The sequence below is a fragment of the Paracoccus sp. S-4012 genome, from assembly GCF_009674885.1.
In the GTDB taxonomy this organism is placed as follows: Bacteria; Pseudomonadota; Alphaproteobacteria; order Rhodobacterales; family Rhodobacteraceae; genus Paracoccus.
The window spans coordinates 222,825-238,621 of record NZ_WKKA01000005.1 but is presented as its reverse complement, the minus strand read 5'-3'; the positions used below and the strand labels follow the sequence as shown (position 1 = coordinate 238,621).

At 71.0% G+C, this 15,797-nt stretch carries 10 protein-coding genes; 5 read left to right on the top strand and 5 right to left on the bottom strand.

All coding sequences use genetic code 11. The features are described from left to right. Window positions 1–72 precede the first annotated feature (72 nt). Window positions 73–1,410, bottom strand: coding sequence for a PRC-barrel domain-containing protein (locus GI374_RS09310; protein WP_154336791.1), 1,338 nt, complete (start codon window positions 1,408–1,410; stop codon window positions 73–75). Window positions 1,411–1,524: 114 nt separating this feature from the next. Further along, the gene (locus GI374_RS09305; protein ID WP_229582992.1) at window positions 1,525–2,622 is read right to left on the bottom strand and encodes an anhydro-N-acetylmuramic acid kinase; all 1,098 of its coding nucleotides are present in this window, start codon (window positions 2,620–2,622) and stop codon (window positions 1,525–1,527) included. Between the two features lie 58 nt (window positions 2,623–2,680). Between GI374_RS09305 and tyrS the strand changes: the two genes are divergently transcribed. After that, complete coding sequence (tyrS, locus tag GI374_RS09300) at window positions 2,681–3,931, top strand: tyrosine--tRNA ligase (RefSeq protein ID WP_154336790.1); 1,251 nt, start codon at window positions 2,681–2,683, stop codon at window positions 3,929–3,931. 235 nt (window positions 3,932–4,166) lie between these two features. Here the strand turns inward: tyrS and GI374_RS09295 are convergent, their stop codons facing one another. After that, window positions 4,167–7,601 carry a pyruvate carboxylase gene (locus tag GI374_RS09295; protein WP_154336789.1) on the bottom strand — a complete coding sequence of 1,145 codons (3,435 nt, stop codon included), beginning with the start codon at window positions 7,599–7,601 and terminating at the stop codon, window positions 4,167–4,169. Between the two features lie 132 nt (window positions 7,602–7,733). Between GI374_RS09295 and GI374_RS09290 the strand changes: the two genes are divergently transcribed. Continuing rightward, a complete protein-coding gene (locus tag GI374_RS09290) occupies window positions 7,734–9,206 on the top strand; it encodes a TrkH family potassium uptake protein (protein ID WP_154336788.1) in 1,473 nt (490 codons plus the stop codon). A gap of 193 nt (window positions 9,207–9,399) precedes the next feature. Here GI374_RS09290 and GI374_RS09285 read toward each other — a convergent pair whose 3' ends face one another. Continuing rightward, a complete protein-coding gene (locus GI374_RS09285) occupies window positions 9,400–11,130 on the bottom strand; it encodes a peptidoglycan-binding protein (RefSeq protein ID WP_154336787.1) in 1,731 nt (576 codons plus the stop codon). Between the two features lie 85 nt (window positions 11,131–11,215). Between GI374_RS09285 and GI374_RS09280 the strand changes: the two genes are divergently transcribed. The 3 genes from GI374_RS09280 to glyS are packed head-to-tail and all read left to right on the top strand — an operon-like array spanning window position 11,216 to window position 14,858. Beyond that, entirely contained in the window at window positions 11,216–12,142 is a 927-nt protein-coding gene (locus GI374_RS09280) for a glycine--tRNA ligase subunit alpha (RefSeq protein ID WP_154336786.1), read from the top strand. Continuing rightward, window positions 12,139–12,633 (top strand): DUF6446 family protein, encoded by a 495-nt coding sequence (locus GI374_RS09275; RefSeq protein WP_370515248.1) that lies wholly within the window; start codon window positions 12,139–12,141, stop codon window positions 12,631–12,633. Before GI374_RS09280 ends, GI374_RS09275 begins: the two co-directional genes overlap by 4 nt. After that, window positions 12,633–14,858: a glycine--tRNA ligase subunit beta gene (gene glyS / locus GI374_RS09270; RefSeq protein WP_154336785.1), complete on the top strand. Its 2,226-nt coding sequence runs from the start codon at window positions 12,633–12,635 to the stop codon at window positions 14,856–14,858. Before GI374_RS09275 ends, glyS begins: the two co-directional genes overlap by 1 nt. Before the next feature lie 64 nt (window positions 14,859–14,922). Here the strand turns inward: glyS and map are convergent, their stop codons facing one another. Then, window positions 14,923–15,753 carry a type I methionyl aminopeptidase gene (map, locus tag GI374_RS09265; protein ID WP_229582989.1) on the bottom strand — a complete coding sequence of 277 codons (831 nt, stop codon included), beginning with the start codon at window positions 15,751–15,753 and terminating at the stop codon, window positions 14,923–14,925. Between the last annotated feature and the right edge of the window lie 44 nt (window positions 15,754–15,797).

The window sequence follows — 15,797 nt, the reverse complement described above, 5'->3', positions numbered from 1 at the left end:
GCGGTGGCGAGCGCGAAGAAAAACGGCCCGCGCGGGATGCGCGGGCCGTGGTGATCCTGAGGGAGGACGGGATCAGTTCTCGTAGGGCGGCAGGTTCTGCACGTCCGCGCCCGTGGTGCCGACATAGGCGCGCAGGTCCGAGCCGTCCGCCTGACGCTGGAACGAGACTTGGTCGAAGGGATAGGCCACGTTACGCTCGCCGATCCCGAGGAAGCCACCGACGCCGACCACGATCTGCTCGATCTGGCCGTCGGCACTCACCACGGCGTCGTTGATGTCGCCGATATGCTCGTCGTCCGCGGCATAAACCGGCGCGCCCTGGATCTCGTCAACGGTGAGCGCGTCGGCCGGAACAAGCTCGTAGCCCTCGCGGACCACGACATCGGTGGCCATCACCGGCGCGACGGTGGTGGTCGCGGCAGTGCCGGTAGCGGGAGCGGTGGCATCGGTCGCGACGACCGCCTGGCCGGGGGTCACGTTGACCGCGGCGTCGCTCTGCTGGACCGCGACCTGGGCCTCCCCGGCTTCCTCGACATTCACCTGAGCATCGGCTTCGGTCACGTTGACCTGGGCCTCACCGGTTTCCTGGACCTGCACATCGGGCTCGGCCGTCGTGATCGCGACCTCGGCGGCATCGGCGGTCGAGATCTGCACGTTGGCCTCGGCGCCCGTCACGTTGACCTGGGCCTGGGCGTCCTCGACCACGACCCGCGGCTCGGGCTGGACGAAGCTCACCACCGGCTCGGGCGTGGTGACGCTCACCTGCGGCTGGGTCTGGCCCACGGTCACGACCGGGTCGGGCAGTTGCACCGACACGACCGGCTGCGGGATGTTCACGGTGACGGTGGGCTGCGCTTGCGTCACGGTGATCGTCGGCGCGCATTCCTGCACGTCGACGGTCGGCGGGGCCTGGGTCACGGTGACGGTCGGTTCGGGCTGCTCGACCGAGATCTGCGGTGCGCCCTGCTCCACCTTGACCTCCGGCTCGGGGACGGTCACGTCCACGACGGGCTCGGCCTGCTGCACGACCACCTCGCCGCCGCCGGGAACCGCGGTCGTGCCGACGGCCGGGGCCGTGGTCGAGTCGGTCGTCGTGGCGGCGCCAGCGACCGGAGCGGTGCCGGCGGCCGGAGCGGTCGTCACGGCAGCGGCGTCGCCGGCGGGCGCGGTGCTCTGGTCAGGGGTGCCTTCCTGGCCCGCGGGTGATGCCGGCGAAACCGCGCCCGCCTCGGCGTCCTGGTCGACGTTATCGGCGTCGACCGCGTCCCCGACCGTATCGGAGACCGCATTGCCAACCGCGTCAGCGGCGGCCTCGGGGGGCGTGTCGGTCACGTTGTTGTTGTTCTGCGCGTAGGCGCCCGTGGCGATCAGGGTGGCGAATGCCGCCGTGCCAAGAAGATGCTTAAGCATGTCGGTTCCTCTACTCGTTACATGAACGGCGCGCCGCCGCACCATGCCGTCCAAACCGCAGCGTGGCGGCAACGGTTCCCGAAGTGTTTGAAGTTCATACGCGGAAACGGACGCTCAGCCCCGCGGGGCCGAGATGCGCCCGCCGCAGCAGGGAGCGCCGACGCCGGTCGTGGAGCGGCCGGAGGTCGGCATCCCGCGCAGCACCCGCACGGCCAGCCAGCCGAAAGCCTGCGCCTCCAGCATGTCGCCGTCGAGCCCGGCCGCCTCGACTGGCGCGACCTCGCAGGGCAGCCGCGCGGCAACGGCACCCATCATCGCCGCATTGTGCCGCCCGCCGCCGCAGACGAGCAGCGTGGCGGGATGGGCGGGCAGCCAGCGGAACCCCTCGGCCACGGAAGCAGCCGCGACGGCGACCAGCGTGGCCGCGGCGTCCGCGTCCGACATGCCGTCGAGCTGCCCCGCCAGTCCGGCGAAGGCGTCCCGGTCGAGCGACTTCGGCGGCCGCCGGGCGAAGAACGGCTGCGACAGGGCCGCGCGGACCACCGCCTCGTCGGGCGTCCCGGCGAGGGCGACCGCGCCGCCCTCGTCCCGCGCCACCCCGCGCCGGGCGCGGAGCAGGTCGTTCAGCGGTGCATTCGCGGGGCCGGTGTCGAAGGCGAGGCAGGCCTCCGGCGCCTCCGGCGCCGCGATCCGCGGGTCGGTCCAGGTCAGGTTGCCGACGCCGCCGAGGTTGAGGAACGCCACCGGCGCCTCGGGCAATGCGCCGCGCGCCACGGCCCAGCGGGCGCAGGCGTGGTGGAAGAACGGCGCGAGCGGCGCCCCCTCGCCGCCGCGGCGCACGTCCTCGGCGCGGAAATCCCAGACCACCCGCCGCCCGGTCTCGCGCGCAAGCGCCGCGCCCGACCCGGCCTGATGCGTGCCGCGCCCCTGCGGGTCGTGGGCGAGTGTCTGGCCGTGATAGCCGATCACCTCCGCCTCGGGGAAATCGCCCGCCAGCGCCGCATGGGCGGCGACGGACAGCGCCGCGGCCTCCGCAACCCCCGGCTCCCCCGGCCACCGCCCGAGCGCGCCGTGCAGCACCGCCGCCTCGTTGCCGCCATAAGCGCGATAGCCGCTGCGCCCGAAACCCGCGATCGCCGCGCCATCCGTGTCGATCAGCGCCGCGTCCACCCCATCAAGCGAGGTCCCCGACATCATCCCGAGCGCCAGCATCCGCTTCCCCTCACCCGCCCGCGCCGGTATAGCGCGGGGATTCAGAAGGATCGACCCGATGCCCATCCAGCCCAAGTCCGAATTCCTGCGGGTGATGATCGCGCGCGGCTACATGGCCGACTGCACCGACATCGAGGCGCTCGACGAGGCGCTGATCGAGGGCACGGTCACGGCCTATATCGGCTACGATGCAACGGCCGCCTCGCTGCATGTCGGGCACCTGCTGAACATCATGATGCTGCGCTGGTGGCAGAAGACCGGCAACCGGCCGATCACGCTGATGGGCGGCGGCACCACCAAGATCGGCGACCCGTCCTTCCGCGAGAGCGAGCGGCCGCTGCTGTCGCCCGCCCAGATCGACGCCAACATCGAGGGCATGCAGCGCGTCTTCGGGCGCTACCTGGACTACGGCCAGGGCACGACGGATGCCGTCATGGTCAACAACGCCGAGTGGCTCGACGGGCTGAAATACCTCGACTTCCTGCGCGACATCGGCCGGCATTTCTCGGTCAACCGGATGCTCAGCTTCGAGAGCGTCAAGTCGCGCCTGGACCGCGAGCAATCGCTGTCCTTCCTGGAGTTCAACTACATGATCCTGCAGGCCTACGACTTCACCGAGCTCTACCGCCGCTATGGCTGCCGGCTGCAGATGGGCGGCTCGGACCAGTGGGGCAACATCGTGAACGGCATCGACCTCGGGCGCCGGGTCGAGGAGGCGGAGCTGTGGGGCCTGACCTCGCCGCTGCTGACGACCTCGGACGGGCGCAAGATGGGCAAGTCGGCGGGCGGCGCGGTGTGGCTCTCGGCGGAGATGCTGAGCCCGTATGAGTTCTGGCAGTTCTGGCGGAATACGACCGATGCCGACGTGGGGCGGTTCCTGAAGCTCTACACCGAGTTGCCGGTGGAGGAATGCGAGCGGCTCGGCGCGCTGCAGGGGGCCGAGATCAACGAGGCGAAGGTGCGGCTCGCCAACGAGGTGACGGCGCTGCTGCACGGGCCGGAGGCCGCCGCGCGCGCCGAGGCGACCGCGCGCGAGGTCTTCGAGCAGGGCGGCGCCGGGGCCGACCTGCCGACGCTGGCGCTGACGGCCGAGGAACTGGGCGAGGGCATCACGCTGGCGCAGCTGTTCGTGCGGAGCGGGCTGGCGAAGTCGGGGAAGGATGCGAAGCGCCTGATCGCCGAGGGCGGCGCGCGGGTGAACGACGCGCCGGCGGAGGATGCGGGGAAGCTGGTCGGGGCGGAGATGCTGGCCGCGCCGCTGAAGCTGACGGCCGGGCGCAAGCGGCACGCGCTGGTGGTGCTCGGGTGAGGACGGCGCGGTGCGCCCGAAGGGCGCACCCTACGGCTCGGCTTCCTTCATAGGCTGACCGTCCCGCTAACTCCCGCCCATCCGCCAAAGCGGACGGGTCCGCGCCCGCCCGCCCCACAGGCGGGCGCGATTGCGCCGACCTTCGTGCGGGCGCGGACCCTCTGTTTCGCCGCGTCGAGGTTCCAAGCGGGATTGGGACCCTGCGCCCAATCCCTCGCGCGGCAGCCGCCTCCCCTCACTCCAGTTCGACCAACAGATCCTTGGCGTCGATCTGCGTCCCGGGAGTCACATGTATCGCCTTCACCCGCCCCTCGCGGTCGGCGTGGAGCCCGGTCTCCATCTTCATTGCCTCGATCGTGAGCAGCAGGTCGCCCGGCTTCACCGGCTGGCCGGGCTGCGCCGCGACCGTCGCCACCACGCCCGGCATCGGCGCGCCGATCTGGCAGGGATCGGCCGCATCGGCCTTGGGGCGGGCGGCGGCGCGGGCGGTGAGGCGGCGGTTCGGGACGCGGACGTTGCGGGGCTGGCCGTTCAGCTCGAAGAACACCCTCGCCTCGCCGGTCTCGTCGGCCTCGGCGATGGTCTGCATGCGGATTTCCAGGGTCACGCCGGGGTCGATCTCGGCCGAGATCTCCTCGCCCGGCTCCATGCCGTAAAAGAAGGTTCGCGTCGGCAGGGTTCGCACCGGGCCGTAGCTGCGGTGGCGTTCAGCGTAGTCGGTGAAGACCTTGGGATACATCAGGTAGCCGTTGAAGTCCTCGTCGTCGATCTCCATCCCCTCGAGCCGCGCCTCGAGCGTCGCGCGCTCGGCGCCGAGGTCCACCGGGGGCATCAGCGCGCCGGGACGCTCGGTGACTGGCGCCTCGCCCTTCAGCACCTTGCGCTGCAGCGCCTCGGGCCAGCCCCCCGGCGGTTGTCCAAGATTGCCCTTCATCATGTCCACCACCGAGTCCGGGAAGGCGACCTCGACCGCCGGGTCTTCGACCTGCTCCCGCGTCAGCCCCTGCGCCACCATCATCAGCGCCATGTCGCCCACGACCTTCGAGGACGGCGTCACCTTCACGATGTCGCCGAACATGCGGTTCACCTCGGCATAGGTCTCGGCCACCTCGTGCCAGCGGTCCTCGAGCCCGAGCGAGCGCGCCTGCGCCTTGAGGTTGGTGAACTGCCCGCCCGGCATCTCGTGGAGATAGACCTCGGAGGCAGGCGCGCGGCTGCCGGCCTCGAAGGCGGCATACTGGTCGCGCACCCGCTCCCAGTAGTTCGAGATCGCGCGGATGGCCTCGATGTCGAGGCCGGTGTCGCGTTCGGTATGCCGCAGCGCCTCGACGATCGAGCCGAGCGCGGGCTGCGAGGTGCCGCCCGACATGGCGTCGATCGCGGCGTCCACGGCGTCCACGCCCGCCTCGGCGGCGGCGAGGACGGTGGCGATGGCGGCGCCCGAGGTGTCGTGGGTGTGGAAGTGGATTGGCAACCCCACCTCCTCCTTCAGCGCGCGGATCAGCGCGCCGGCAGCCGTGGGCTTCAGCAGCCCCGCCATGTCCTTGAGGCCCAGAACATGCGCGCCCGCATCGCGCAGCTCGCGGCCCATCCCGACATAGTAGCGCAGGTCGTATTTCGCGCGGGCGGGGTCGAGGATGTCGCCGGTGTAGCAGATCGCGGCCTCGCAGACCTTGCCGCTCTCGATCACCGCGTCCATCGCCACGCGCATGTTCTCGACCCAGTTGAGGCTGTCGAAGACGCGGAACAGGTCCACGCCCGAGCGCGCCGCCTGGGCCACGAAGCTCTGCACCACGTTGTCGGGATAGTTGGTGTAGCCGACCGCGTTCGAGGCCCTGAGCAGCATCTGCGTCATCACGTTCGGCAGCGCGGCGCGGATGTCGCGCAGCCGCTGCCAGGGGCATTCCTGCAGGAAGCGGTAAGCCACGTCGAAGGTGGCCCCGCCCCAGCACTCGACCGAGAAGAGGCCGGGCAGGTTCGCGGCATAGGCCGGCGCCACCCGGATCATGTCGATCGAGCGCATCCGCGTCGCCAGCAGCGACTGGTGCCCGTCGCGCATGGCGGTGTCGGTGACGAGGAGACGCTGCTGGGCGGCCATCCAGTCGGCCACCGCCTGCGGCCCGCCTTCGTCCAGGATCTGGCGGGTGCCGCGCCGGGGCTCGCCCTTGGGTGTCGGCGGGACCGGGTCGCGGGCGGCGGCCGGGGGCAGCCGGCGACCGGCGGTCTCCGGGTGGCCGTTCACGCTGATGTCGGCGATGTAGGTGAGGATGCGGCTCGCGCGGTCGCGGCGGGGGCGGAAGTCGAAGAGTTCGGGCGTCGTGTCGATGAAGCGCGTGGTCGCCTCGTCGGCGAGGAACACCGGGTGCTTCAGCAGGTTGATGACGAAGTCGATGTTGGTCGAGACGCCTCGGACCCGGAACTCCCTGAGCGCCCGGTCCATGCGGCGGATGGCGGCGTCGGGGGTCTGCGCCCAGGCCGTGACCTTGACCAGCAGCGAATCGTAGAAGCGGGTGATGACCGCGCCCTCGTAGGCGGTGCCGCCGTCGAGGCGGATGCCGTTGCCGGTGGCGCTGCGATAGGCGGTGATGCGGCCGTAGTCGGGGATGAAGTTGTTCTGCGGGTCCTCGGTGGTGACGCGGCACTGGATGGCGTGGCCGCGAAGGGCGACCGCATCCTGTGACGGCACCCCGGTCGCCTCGGCCAGCCGCGCGCCCTCGGCGATGCGGATCTGGGCCTGCACGATGTCGATGCCGGTGACTTCCTCGGTCACGGTATGCTCGACCTGAACGCGGGGGTTCACCTCGATGAAGTAGAAATCGCCCGAGTCGATGTCCTGGAGGAACTCGACCGTGCCCGCGTTCACATAGCCGACCGCGCGGCCGATCCTGAGCGCAAGGCCGCAGACCTCCTCGCGCTGCTCCGGCGAAAGGTAGGGCGCCGGCGCGCGCTCGACCACTTTCTGGTTGCGGCGCTGCACGGTGCAGTCGCGCTCATAGAGATGGTAGAGCCCGCCGTGGCTGTCGCCGAGGAGCTGCACCTCGACGTGGCGGGCGCGCTCGATCATGCGCTCGAGATAGCCCTCGCCGTTGCCGAAGGCGGCCTCCGCCTCGCGCCGCCCCTCGCGGACCTTGGCCTCCAGCTCCTCCGGCCCGGCGATGGGCCGCATCCCGCGCCCGCCGCCGCCCCATGACGCCTTGAGCATCAGCGGATAGCCGATTGCCTCAGCCTCGCCCCGGATCGCGTCCATGTCGTCGCCCAGCACGCCGGTCGCCGGGATCACCGGCACCCCGGCCTCGATGGCGACCCGCCGCGCCGAGGCCTTGTCGCCGAGCGCCCGCATGGTGGCGGCGGTCGGGCCGATGAAGGCGATGCCGGCGGCGGTGCAGGCGTCCACGAAATCCGGGTTCTCGGAGAGCAGCCCGTAGCCCGGATGGATCGCGTCGGCGCCGGCTTCCCGCGCCACGCGGATGATCTCGGGGATCGACAGATAGGCCGCGACCGGCCCGAGGCCCGCGCCGATCCGGTAGGCCTCGTCCGCCTTGAAGCGGTGGAGGCTCAGCTTGTCCTCCTCGGCATAGACCGCCACCGTCCGCTTCCCGAGCTCGTTCGCGGCGCGCAGCACCCGGATCGCGATCTCGCCACGATTGGCGACAAGGATCTTGTTGAACATCGCGGCCGGTCCTCCTGCGGCAATCTGGCGCGCACCCTAGCGGCGGCGCGCGCCGAGGCAAGGCGGCAACGCGCGGGCGCGCCTGCGCGGGGGGCGCTTGACCGCCGGGCCTGCGCAGGAGGATGCAAGGCAATGCTTGCCGTCCGTCCGGTCATCCGCGTCACCGCCAAGGTCATCGTCGCGATGGCCGGGACGATGATCCTGCCCGCCTGGCTCGACTGGCAGGCCAGACATCCGGACTGGCTCGCCTTCGCGCTCACGGCGGGTCTTGGCGCGCTGGCCGGAGGCCTCGTCGCCGCCGCGACCGATGGCCCGGCCGAGCCGCTGACGGTCGAGCAGGCCTTCCTGCTGACCTCGCTCCTGTGGCTGGTCGCGCCGCTCTTCGGGGCCGTGCCGCTGATGGTCGGCGAGACGCAGACCGGCTTTCTCGACGCGCTGTTCGAGGCGATGTCGGGCATGACCACGACCGGAACCACGATCTATCCCGACCTCGACCTGCTCTCGCCTGGGGCCAACATGTGGCGGGCGATGCTGCAGTGGGAGGGCGGCCTCGGGATCGTCGTGGTCGCCATGCTGTTCCTGCCGGTGATGCGCGTCGGAGGGATGCAGTTCTTCCGCTCGGAGGGCTTCGACATGCGCAGCAAGGACCTGCCCTCGGCGGCCGGTCTCGCGCGCCAGCTCACCGCCGTCTACGTCGCCATGACGGTGGCCTGCGCGCTCCTCTATCGGGTGTCGGGCATGTCCGGCTACGACGCGGTGCTGCACGCCTTCGCCACCTGCTCGACCGGCGGCTTCTCGAACCACGATGCGAGCTTCGCGGTCTTCGGCGCGGGCGCACAGTATACCGCCTGCCTGTTCATGGTGCTGGCGGCGCTGCCCTTCATCCGGCTGGTCCACCTGATGCACGGCGACCCGATGCCGCTCTGGCGCGACCCGCAGGCCCGCGCCTTCCTGCGCTGGATCGCCTATGCGACGGCGGCGATCATCCTCTATCGCGGCGTCACCACGGCGCTGCCGGTGGGCGCGCCGCTGGTCACCGAGACGATGGCCCGCGAGACGCTGTTCAACACGATCTCGATCTTCACCGGGACCGGCTTCGCGCTTGGCGATGTCAGCGGCTGGGGGCCGTTCGTTCTGGCGGTGCTGTTTCTCTGCGGGCTGATCGGCGGCTGCACCGGCTCGACCGTCTGCTCGATCAAGGTGTTCCGCTACCTCGTGCTGGCCGAGGCGATCCGGGTCCAGCTGCGGCGCATGGCCGCGCCGCACCGCATCCTGCCGCTGCGCTACGAGGGCCGGCGGCTGGACCAAGACGTGCTCGATTCGGTGATGTCGTTCATGGCGCTATTCATCCTGACCTTCGGCCTGCTGATCGTCGGCCTCGGGCTGACCGGCCTCGCGCCGAGGACGGCGCTGACGGCGGCCTGGACGTCGATCGCCAATATCGGCCCGGTGTTCGGCCCCGGCGTGAGCGGGACAGGCGCGGTGGATCAGTTCCCGGCCTCGGCCAGGTGGCTGATGATCGCGGGGATGTATCTCGGGCGGCTGGAGCTGGTCTCGGTGCTGGTGCTGCTGCTGCCGCGGTTCTGGCGGTCGCAGACGGCGTGAGCTGCCGACGCCCCGCGTCCGCAAATGGGGCCCCACCCCCATTTGCGCGCGCCCTCAGCCGCTGGAGGACCGATCCGCCCCGCGGATCGGTCAGCGTCCGCCCTCCCACCGGCGGACGCTTCGCGTCCACCAGGGCGGACGCTGACCTCTGGATCGACAAGGCCAGCGACAAGCCCCGAGGCAGGCTGCCGCATCAGTCGCCCACCGGCGCCCGCACGAAACTCTCCGCCGCCTCCACCGCCAGCCTGCGCGCGTTGTCCGCATCCGCCGCCGGCCAGATCAGCACAAATCCCTCGACCACCCCGTCCACGAGCCGCAACTCGGCCCGCGAGGCGTGGTCGCCATCGGCGCCCTCCAGCACGATCCGGTTGCGCTCCTCGACCCGCTCGGGGTCCGGCACCCAGCCGAGCGCCGTGACGAAGCCCGCCAGCTCGCTCATCGCCGCCGCGTCGCCCTCCTGCGCAAACAGGATCAGCGCCGCGCCGGAGCCGTCCTTCGGGCCGTAGATTGACAGGCCATGCTCGACCCGGTCGAAGGCCAGCCGCGCGGTCGGGGCGGTGAGGGTGATCCCGGTCTCGGCATCGCGCAGCGGCCAGAGGCCCAGCTCCTCGCGCCAGGCCTCGCGGCGGGCGAGCAGCGCCACCATCGCCTCGGCCGGGTCGGCGCCGGGCGAGACCGCCTCGATCTCCGCTTCGATGGCTGCCTGCGTGCCGGGGCCGGAGATGCCGTCGATCGGGCCGTCATAGTAGCCGGCCCAGCGGAGGGCCTGCTGGATGTCCTCGATCGGGGGCATGACCGCGGGGGTCGCCGGGGCGGGGGGGGCCTCGGTAACGGTATCCTCCGCCGCCTCGGGTGCAGGTTCTCCGGCATCCGTGCCCTCCGCCGGGGCGCCCTCACTGGCAGCCTCTGCATTGGCGGTCGTGTCTTCCGCATCGGCCACAACTTCCGGGGGCTGCGCCGCGCCCTCTACACCCTCTGAGGCGGCAACCTCCGGCGACACGTCATCGGACGCCACCGGCTCGCCAGCGACCGGCTCATCCGCCACTGCCTCCGATTCAAAAGCAGCGGCAGCGGTCTCCCCGGACTGCGCTTCAGCATCCGGCTCCGGGCCGCCCGCTGCGGCATCCTCCGCCCCGGCGGGCGACTCCATCCCGGCAGTCGCGTCCGCCACGGCCTCGCCGACGTTATCCGGCGCGTCGATCAGCTCGCCCATCTCCGCGGCGGCCGTCAGGAACGCATCCGCCGGTATGCGCCCCTCGCCGATCAGCGCGTCCAGCCGGGCCTGCGCCTCGGCCTCGGGCTGGGCGGGAAGGGCGATGGAATACCAGCCACCCGGCTGCAGCCAGAGGCCCGCATCGGGGAACTGCTCGCGCCACCGGGCGAGAAGTTCGACGCCCGCGGTCGCGCCGGGCGTGGCCTGAAGCTGGATTTGGTGGGTCGCGGCGGCCGCCTCGGGCAAGGGAGGGGCGGAATCGGACCCCGGCGCCACCGCGTCCGGCGCACTCGCATCGCCCAGCCCCGCGGTCGATGCCCCGGCGCCCGGCGCGAAACGGTCGAGCGCCGCCTCGAAGCCGCCGGGACCAGCCGCGGGCGCCTCTGTCTCCGGCGCCGCCGCAGCGGCCACCGGCTCCGCCCCGGCCACCGCGGTCACGAAACTGTCCTGCGGGATCTCGCCCGCTTCCTTCAGTTCCGCCATCCGCGCCGACGCCGCGCCCGGCTCCAGCGGGCCGAGGGCGATGCCCGTCATGCCGTTCGGCAGCGTGAAGGTCACGACGTCGTCGAACCGCGCGGCCCAGCCGTCCGCCGCCTCCTCCGCCGCCGCCCCACGCTTGGCCTCGATACGGATATAGACGTCCTGCGCCGCCGCCGTTCCGGCCCAAGCCGCCGCCACTGCCATCACCGCCAGTCCTGCGCGCAGCCGCATGCCGCCCCTCCGTTGACCCTTGCTTTGCCCCTGCCTAGAAGGCCGGGGCTGCCTTCGGGCGGCAGTTACGCAAAAGGACCAGCCCATGACCAGCCCCGGCCGCGAGGATCGTCCGCGCTGTTTCCAGGACGTGATCCTGAGGCTGCAGGCGCATTGGGCGGCATCAGGCTGCGCGATCCTGCAGCCCTACGACATGGAAGTGGGCGCGGGCACCTTCCACCCGGCCACCACGCTGCGCTCGCTCGGCCCGCGGCACTGGGCGGCAGCCTATGTCCAGCCCTCGCGCCGCCCGACCGACGGGCGCTACGGCGAGAACCCGAACCGGCTCCAGCATTACTATCAATATCAGGTCATCATCAAACCCTCGCCGCCGGACCTGCAAGAGCTTTATCTCGACAGCCTCCGCGCCATCGGCCTCGACCCGCTGCGCCACGACATCCGCTTCGTCGAGGACGACTGGGAGAGCCCGACACTCGGCGCCTGGGGCCTCGGCTGGGAGGTCTGGTGCGACGGCATGGAGGTCAGCCAGTTCACCTATTTCCAGCAGGTCGGCGGCCATGACTGCCACCCGGTCTCCGGCGAGCTGACCTACGGGCTGGAACGCCTCGCGATGTATGTCCTCGGCGTCGAGCATGTCATGGACATGCCCTTCAACGACCCCGACGCGCCGATCCCGCTGACCTATGGCGACGTGTTCCGCGACGCGGAACGGCAATACAGCCGCTGGAACTTCGAGGTCGCTGACACCGACATGCTGCTCCAGCATTTCCGCGACGCCGAGGCCGAATGCGCGCGCATCCTCGCCGCGCCGCTTGAGGATGCCGCGGGCCGCGCGATCCCGATGCCGCTGCCCGCCTACGACCAGGCGATCAAGGCCAGCCACCTCTTCAATCTGCTCGACGCCCGCGGCGTCATCTCGGTGACCGAGCGGCAGGCCTATATCGGCCGCGTGCGCGCGCTGACGAAAGCCTGCGCGGATGCCTGGGTCGCGGCGGAAGGGGCGGCGGCGTGAACTCGGGCAAGATCGTCGTCTCGATGCTGCTGCTGGTCGCGCTGCTGACCGGCGTGGCGGTGTGGTATCTGCAGGTCTACGCCTTCTACGACCCCGTGGACGAGCCGTGGAACGAGCTCACCGGCGCGCAGGAGATCGTGCTGACGGACGCCTCGGGCGCCGAGCATCCGGTGGCGATCACCGATTTCCGCGCCATCGACGCGAGTTCCTCGCCGATCCGCTACCGCGCCTGCTTCGAGATCGATCCCGCGCTGGCCGCGACCGCGCAGCCCTATGAGGGCGCGACGCCGCTGAACGGGCCGAACTGGTTCCACTGCTACTCGGCCCGGGCGCTGACCGCCGACCTCGAGAGCGGCGCGGCGACGGCCTATCTGGGGCAGGCCGAGGTGCGGCCGGACGTGGACCGGGTGATCGCGGTCTACCCGGACGGCCGCGCCTTTGCCTGGCATCAGCTGAACGACAAGACGCCGGAACGCGGGGTGATGGACTGATGCCCGACCTTCTGATCGAGCTGTTCTCGGAAGAAATCCCCGCCCGGATGCAGGCCCGTGCGGCCGCGGACCTCAAGCGCCTCGTGACGGACGGGCTGGTCGAGGCGGGGCTGACCTATGCCTCGGCCGGGGCCTTCGCCACGCCGCGGCGGCTGGCGCTCGCGGTCGAGGGGCTCAGCGCGGCGAGCAAGGCGCAGCGCGAGGAGCGCAAGGGGCCGCGCACCGACGCCCCCGCGCAGGCGATCGAGGGCTTCCTGCGCTCGACAGGGCTGACGCTGGAGCAGCTGGAGCGGCGGGCCGAGAAGAAGGGCGAGGCCTTCTTCGCCGTGATCGAGCGGCCGGGCCGCCCGGCGGCGGAGATCGTGGCCGAGGTGCTGGACGAGGTGATCCGCGACTTCCCCTGGCCGAAGTCGATGCGGTGGGGCGGCGGCAGCCTGCGCTGGGTGCGGCCGCTGCACTCGATCCTCTGCATCCTGACCGACGAGGCGGGGGCCGAGGTCGTGCCGCTGACGGTCGAGCACCTGGTGGCCGGCGATACTACCCGCGGCCACCGCTTCATGGCGCCGGATGCCCTCCGCGTGACCTCCTTCGACGACTACGCCGCGAAACTGCGCGCCGCGAAGGTGATGCTGGACGCGGCCGAGCGCGCCGAGGCGATCCGCAACGAGGCCGCGCAGATGGCCTTTGCGCGCGGCTGGGAGATCGTCGCGGATGACGGCCTGCTGGCGGAGGTCGCCGGGCTGCTCGAATGGCCGGTGCCGCTGATGGGCGCGATCGAGGCGCGGTTTCTGGATCTGCCGCCCGAGGTGCTGCGGACCTCGATGAAGGAGCACCAGAAGTTCTTCTCGGCCCGGAACCCGAAGACCGGGCGGATCGAGGGCTTCGTCACGGTCGCCAACATCGAGGCGGCGGACGGCGGCGAGGCCATTCTGGCCGGCAACCGCCGGGTGCTGGCCGCGCGGCTGTCGGATGCGGCGTTCTTCTGGGAAAACGATTTACGCGAGGCCAAGGCCGGGATGGGCGCCTGGGCCGAGGCGCAGAAGCATGTGACCTTCCACGCGAAGCTCGGCAGCGAGGCTGACCGGATCGAGCGCATCGCCACGTTGGCACGCGAGCTTGCCCCGGCGGTGGGGGCCGACCCGGACGAGGCCGGACAGGCGGCGCGGGTGGCGAAGCTCGACCTCCGCTCGGGGATGGTGGGCGAGTTCCCCGAGTTGCAGGGCGTGATGGGCCGCTACTACGCGCAGGCCGCGGGGCTGCCGGAGGCCGTGGCCGACGCCGCCCGCGACCACTACGCGCCGCGGGGGCCGGAGGAGCCGGTCCCGACCGCGCCGGTGAGCGTGGCGGTGGCACTGGCCGACAAGCTCGACACGCTGACGGGATTCTGGTGGTTTGACGAGAAACCCACTGGAAGCAAGGATCCCTTTGCGCTGCGCCGCGCCGCACTAGGGGTGATACGCTTGGTTCTTTCCAGTGGTTCTCGCTTGCCGCTGAAGAGGGTTATCGTTTCGCAACTTGGATCTGTCTTTGGGCAAGCCCAGATGCGAGGGTTCGATGCTCAACTCTCCCAGCTTGACCCGCTTCCCGAGGATTTGGCTGAAGAAGCGCGCCTTCGTATTGAAGGGCGAATGGTTCCTGTTGACCCGGATAGCGGCATCCAGGGATTGGGTAGGGAGGAGATGCGCGGTGAAGCAGTCGCCAACGACCTCCTCGCCTTCCTCCACGACCGCCTCAAGGTCCACCTGCGGGAGCAGGGCATCCGCCATGACGTGATCGACGCCGTGCTCGCGCTGCCGGGCAACGACGACCTCGTGGCCGTGGTCGCCCGCGCGACGGCGCTCTCGGACATGCTCAAGACCCCGGACGGCGAGAACCTCGTGCAGGGGTTGCGGCGGGCCGAGAACATCCTCGTGCAGGCCGAGGAAAAGGACGGCGTCGAATACTCCTTCGGCCCCGAGCCGAAGCTGGCGCAGACCGATGAGGAGCGCGCTCTCTTCGCCGCCCTCGACGCTGCCGAGCCCGCCATCGCCCGCGCCATCAAGGCCGAGGACTTCCCCGCCGCGATGAGCGCCATCGCCGCCCTGCGCGCTCCGATCGACGCCTTCTTCGAGGCGGTGCAGGTGAATACGGACAATCAGGTGGTGCGGCGGAACCGGCTGAACCTGCTGCACCGGATCAGGGCGGCGGGGCAGGGGATCGCGGATTTCTCGCGGCTGGAGGGGTGAGTTGGTGCGTCCAGAGGACGCACCTTACGGATGCGTAGGGTGCGTGCTATGCACGCACCGGCCCTCACCCGTCTCGGAACGCCCCGTCGTAAAGCCCCTGCGGCGAGAGCGTGAAGATCTCGCAGCCTTCCGCCGTCACTCCCACCGCATGCTCGTATTGCGCCGAGAGCGACTTGTCGCGCGTCACCGCGGTCCAGTCGTCTGCCAGCACCTTGGTCTCGGGGCGGCCGAGATTGATCATCGGCTCGATGGTGAAGAACATGCCTTCTTCCAGCACCGCGCCACGGCCTGGGCGGCCGAAATGCAGCACGTTCGGCGGGGCGTGGAACACGCGCCCGAGCCCGTGGCCGCAGAACTCGCGCACGACCGACATGCGGTGGCCCTCGGCGAAGGCCTGGATCGCGGCGCCGATGTCGCCGAAGGTGTTGCCGGGGCGGACGGCGGCGATGCCGCGCATCAGGGCGTCATGCGTCACCTGCATCAGCCGCACGGCCTTGCGCGGCGCCGTACCGGCGGCATACATCCGCGAGGAATCGCCGAACCAGCCGTCCACGATCACGGTCACGTCGATGTTGAGGATGTCGCCCTCGGCCAGCACCTTCTCGCCCGGAATCCCGTGGCAGACGACGTGGTTCACGCTGATGCAGGAGGCGTGCTGGTAGCCCTTGTAGCCGATGGTGGCCGAGACCGCGCCCGCCGCCTCGACCCGGCCGCGGACGAAATCGTCCAGTTCGGCCGTGGTGGCGCCGGGCACGACCAGCGGGCCGACCTGGTCGAGGATCTCGGCGGCGAGTCGGCCGGCGATGCGCATGCCCTCGAAATCCTCGGGCGCGTGGATGCGGATGCCGTCGCGGGTCAGGCGGCCGTTCAGCATGGGGTCTCGCAGATCGCTCATGCAGGCCGAGATAGACCCTCGGCGCGGCTTGTTCCAGCCCCGCC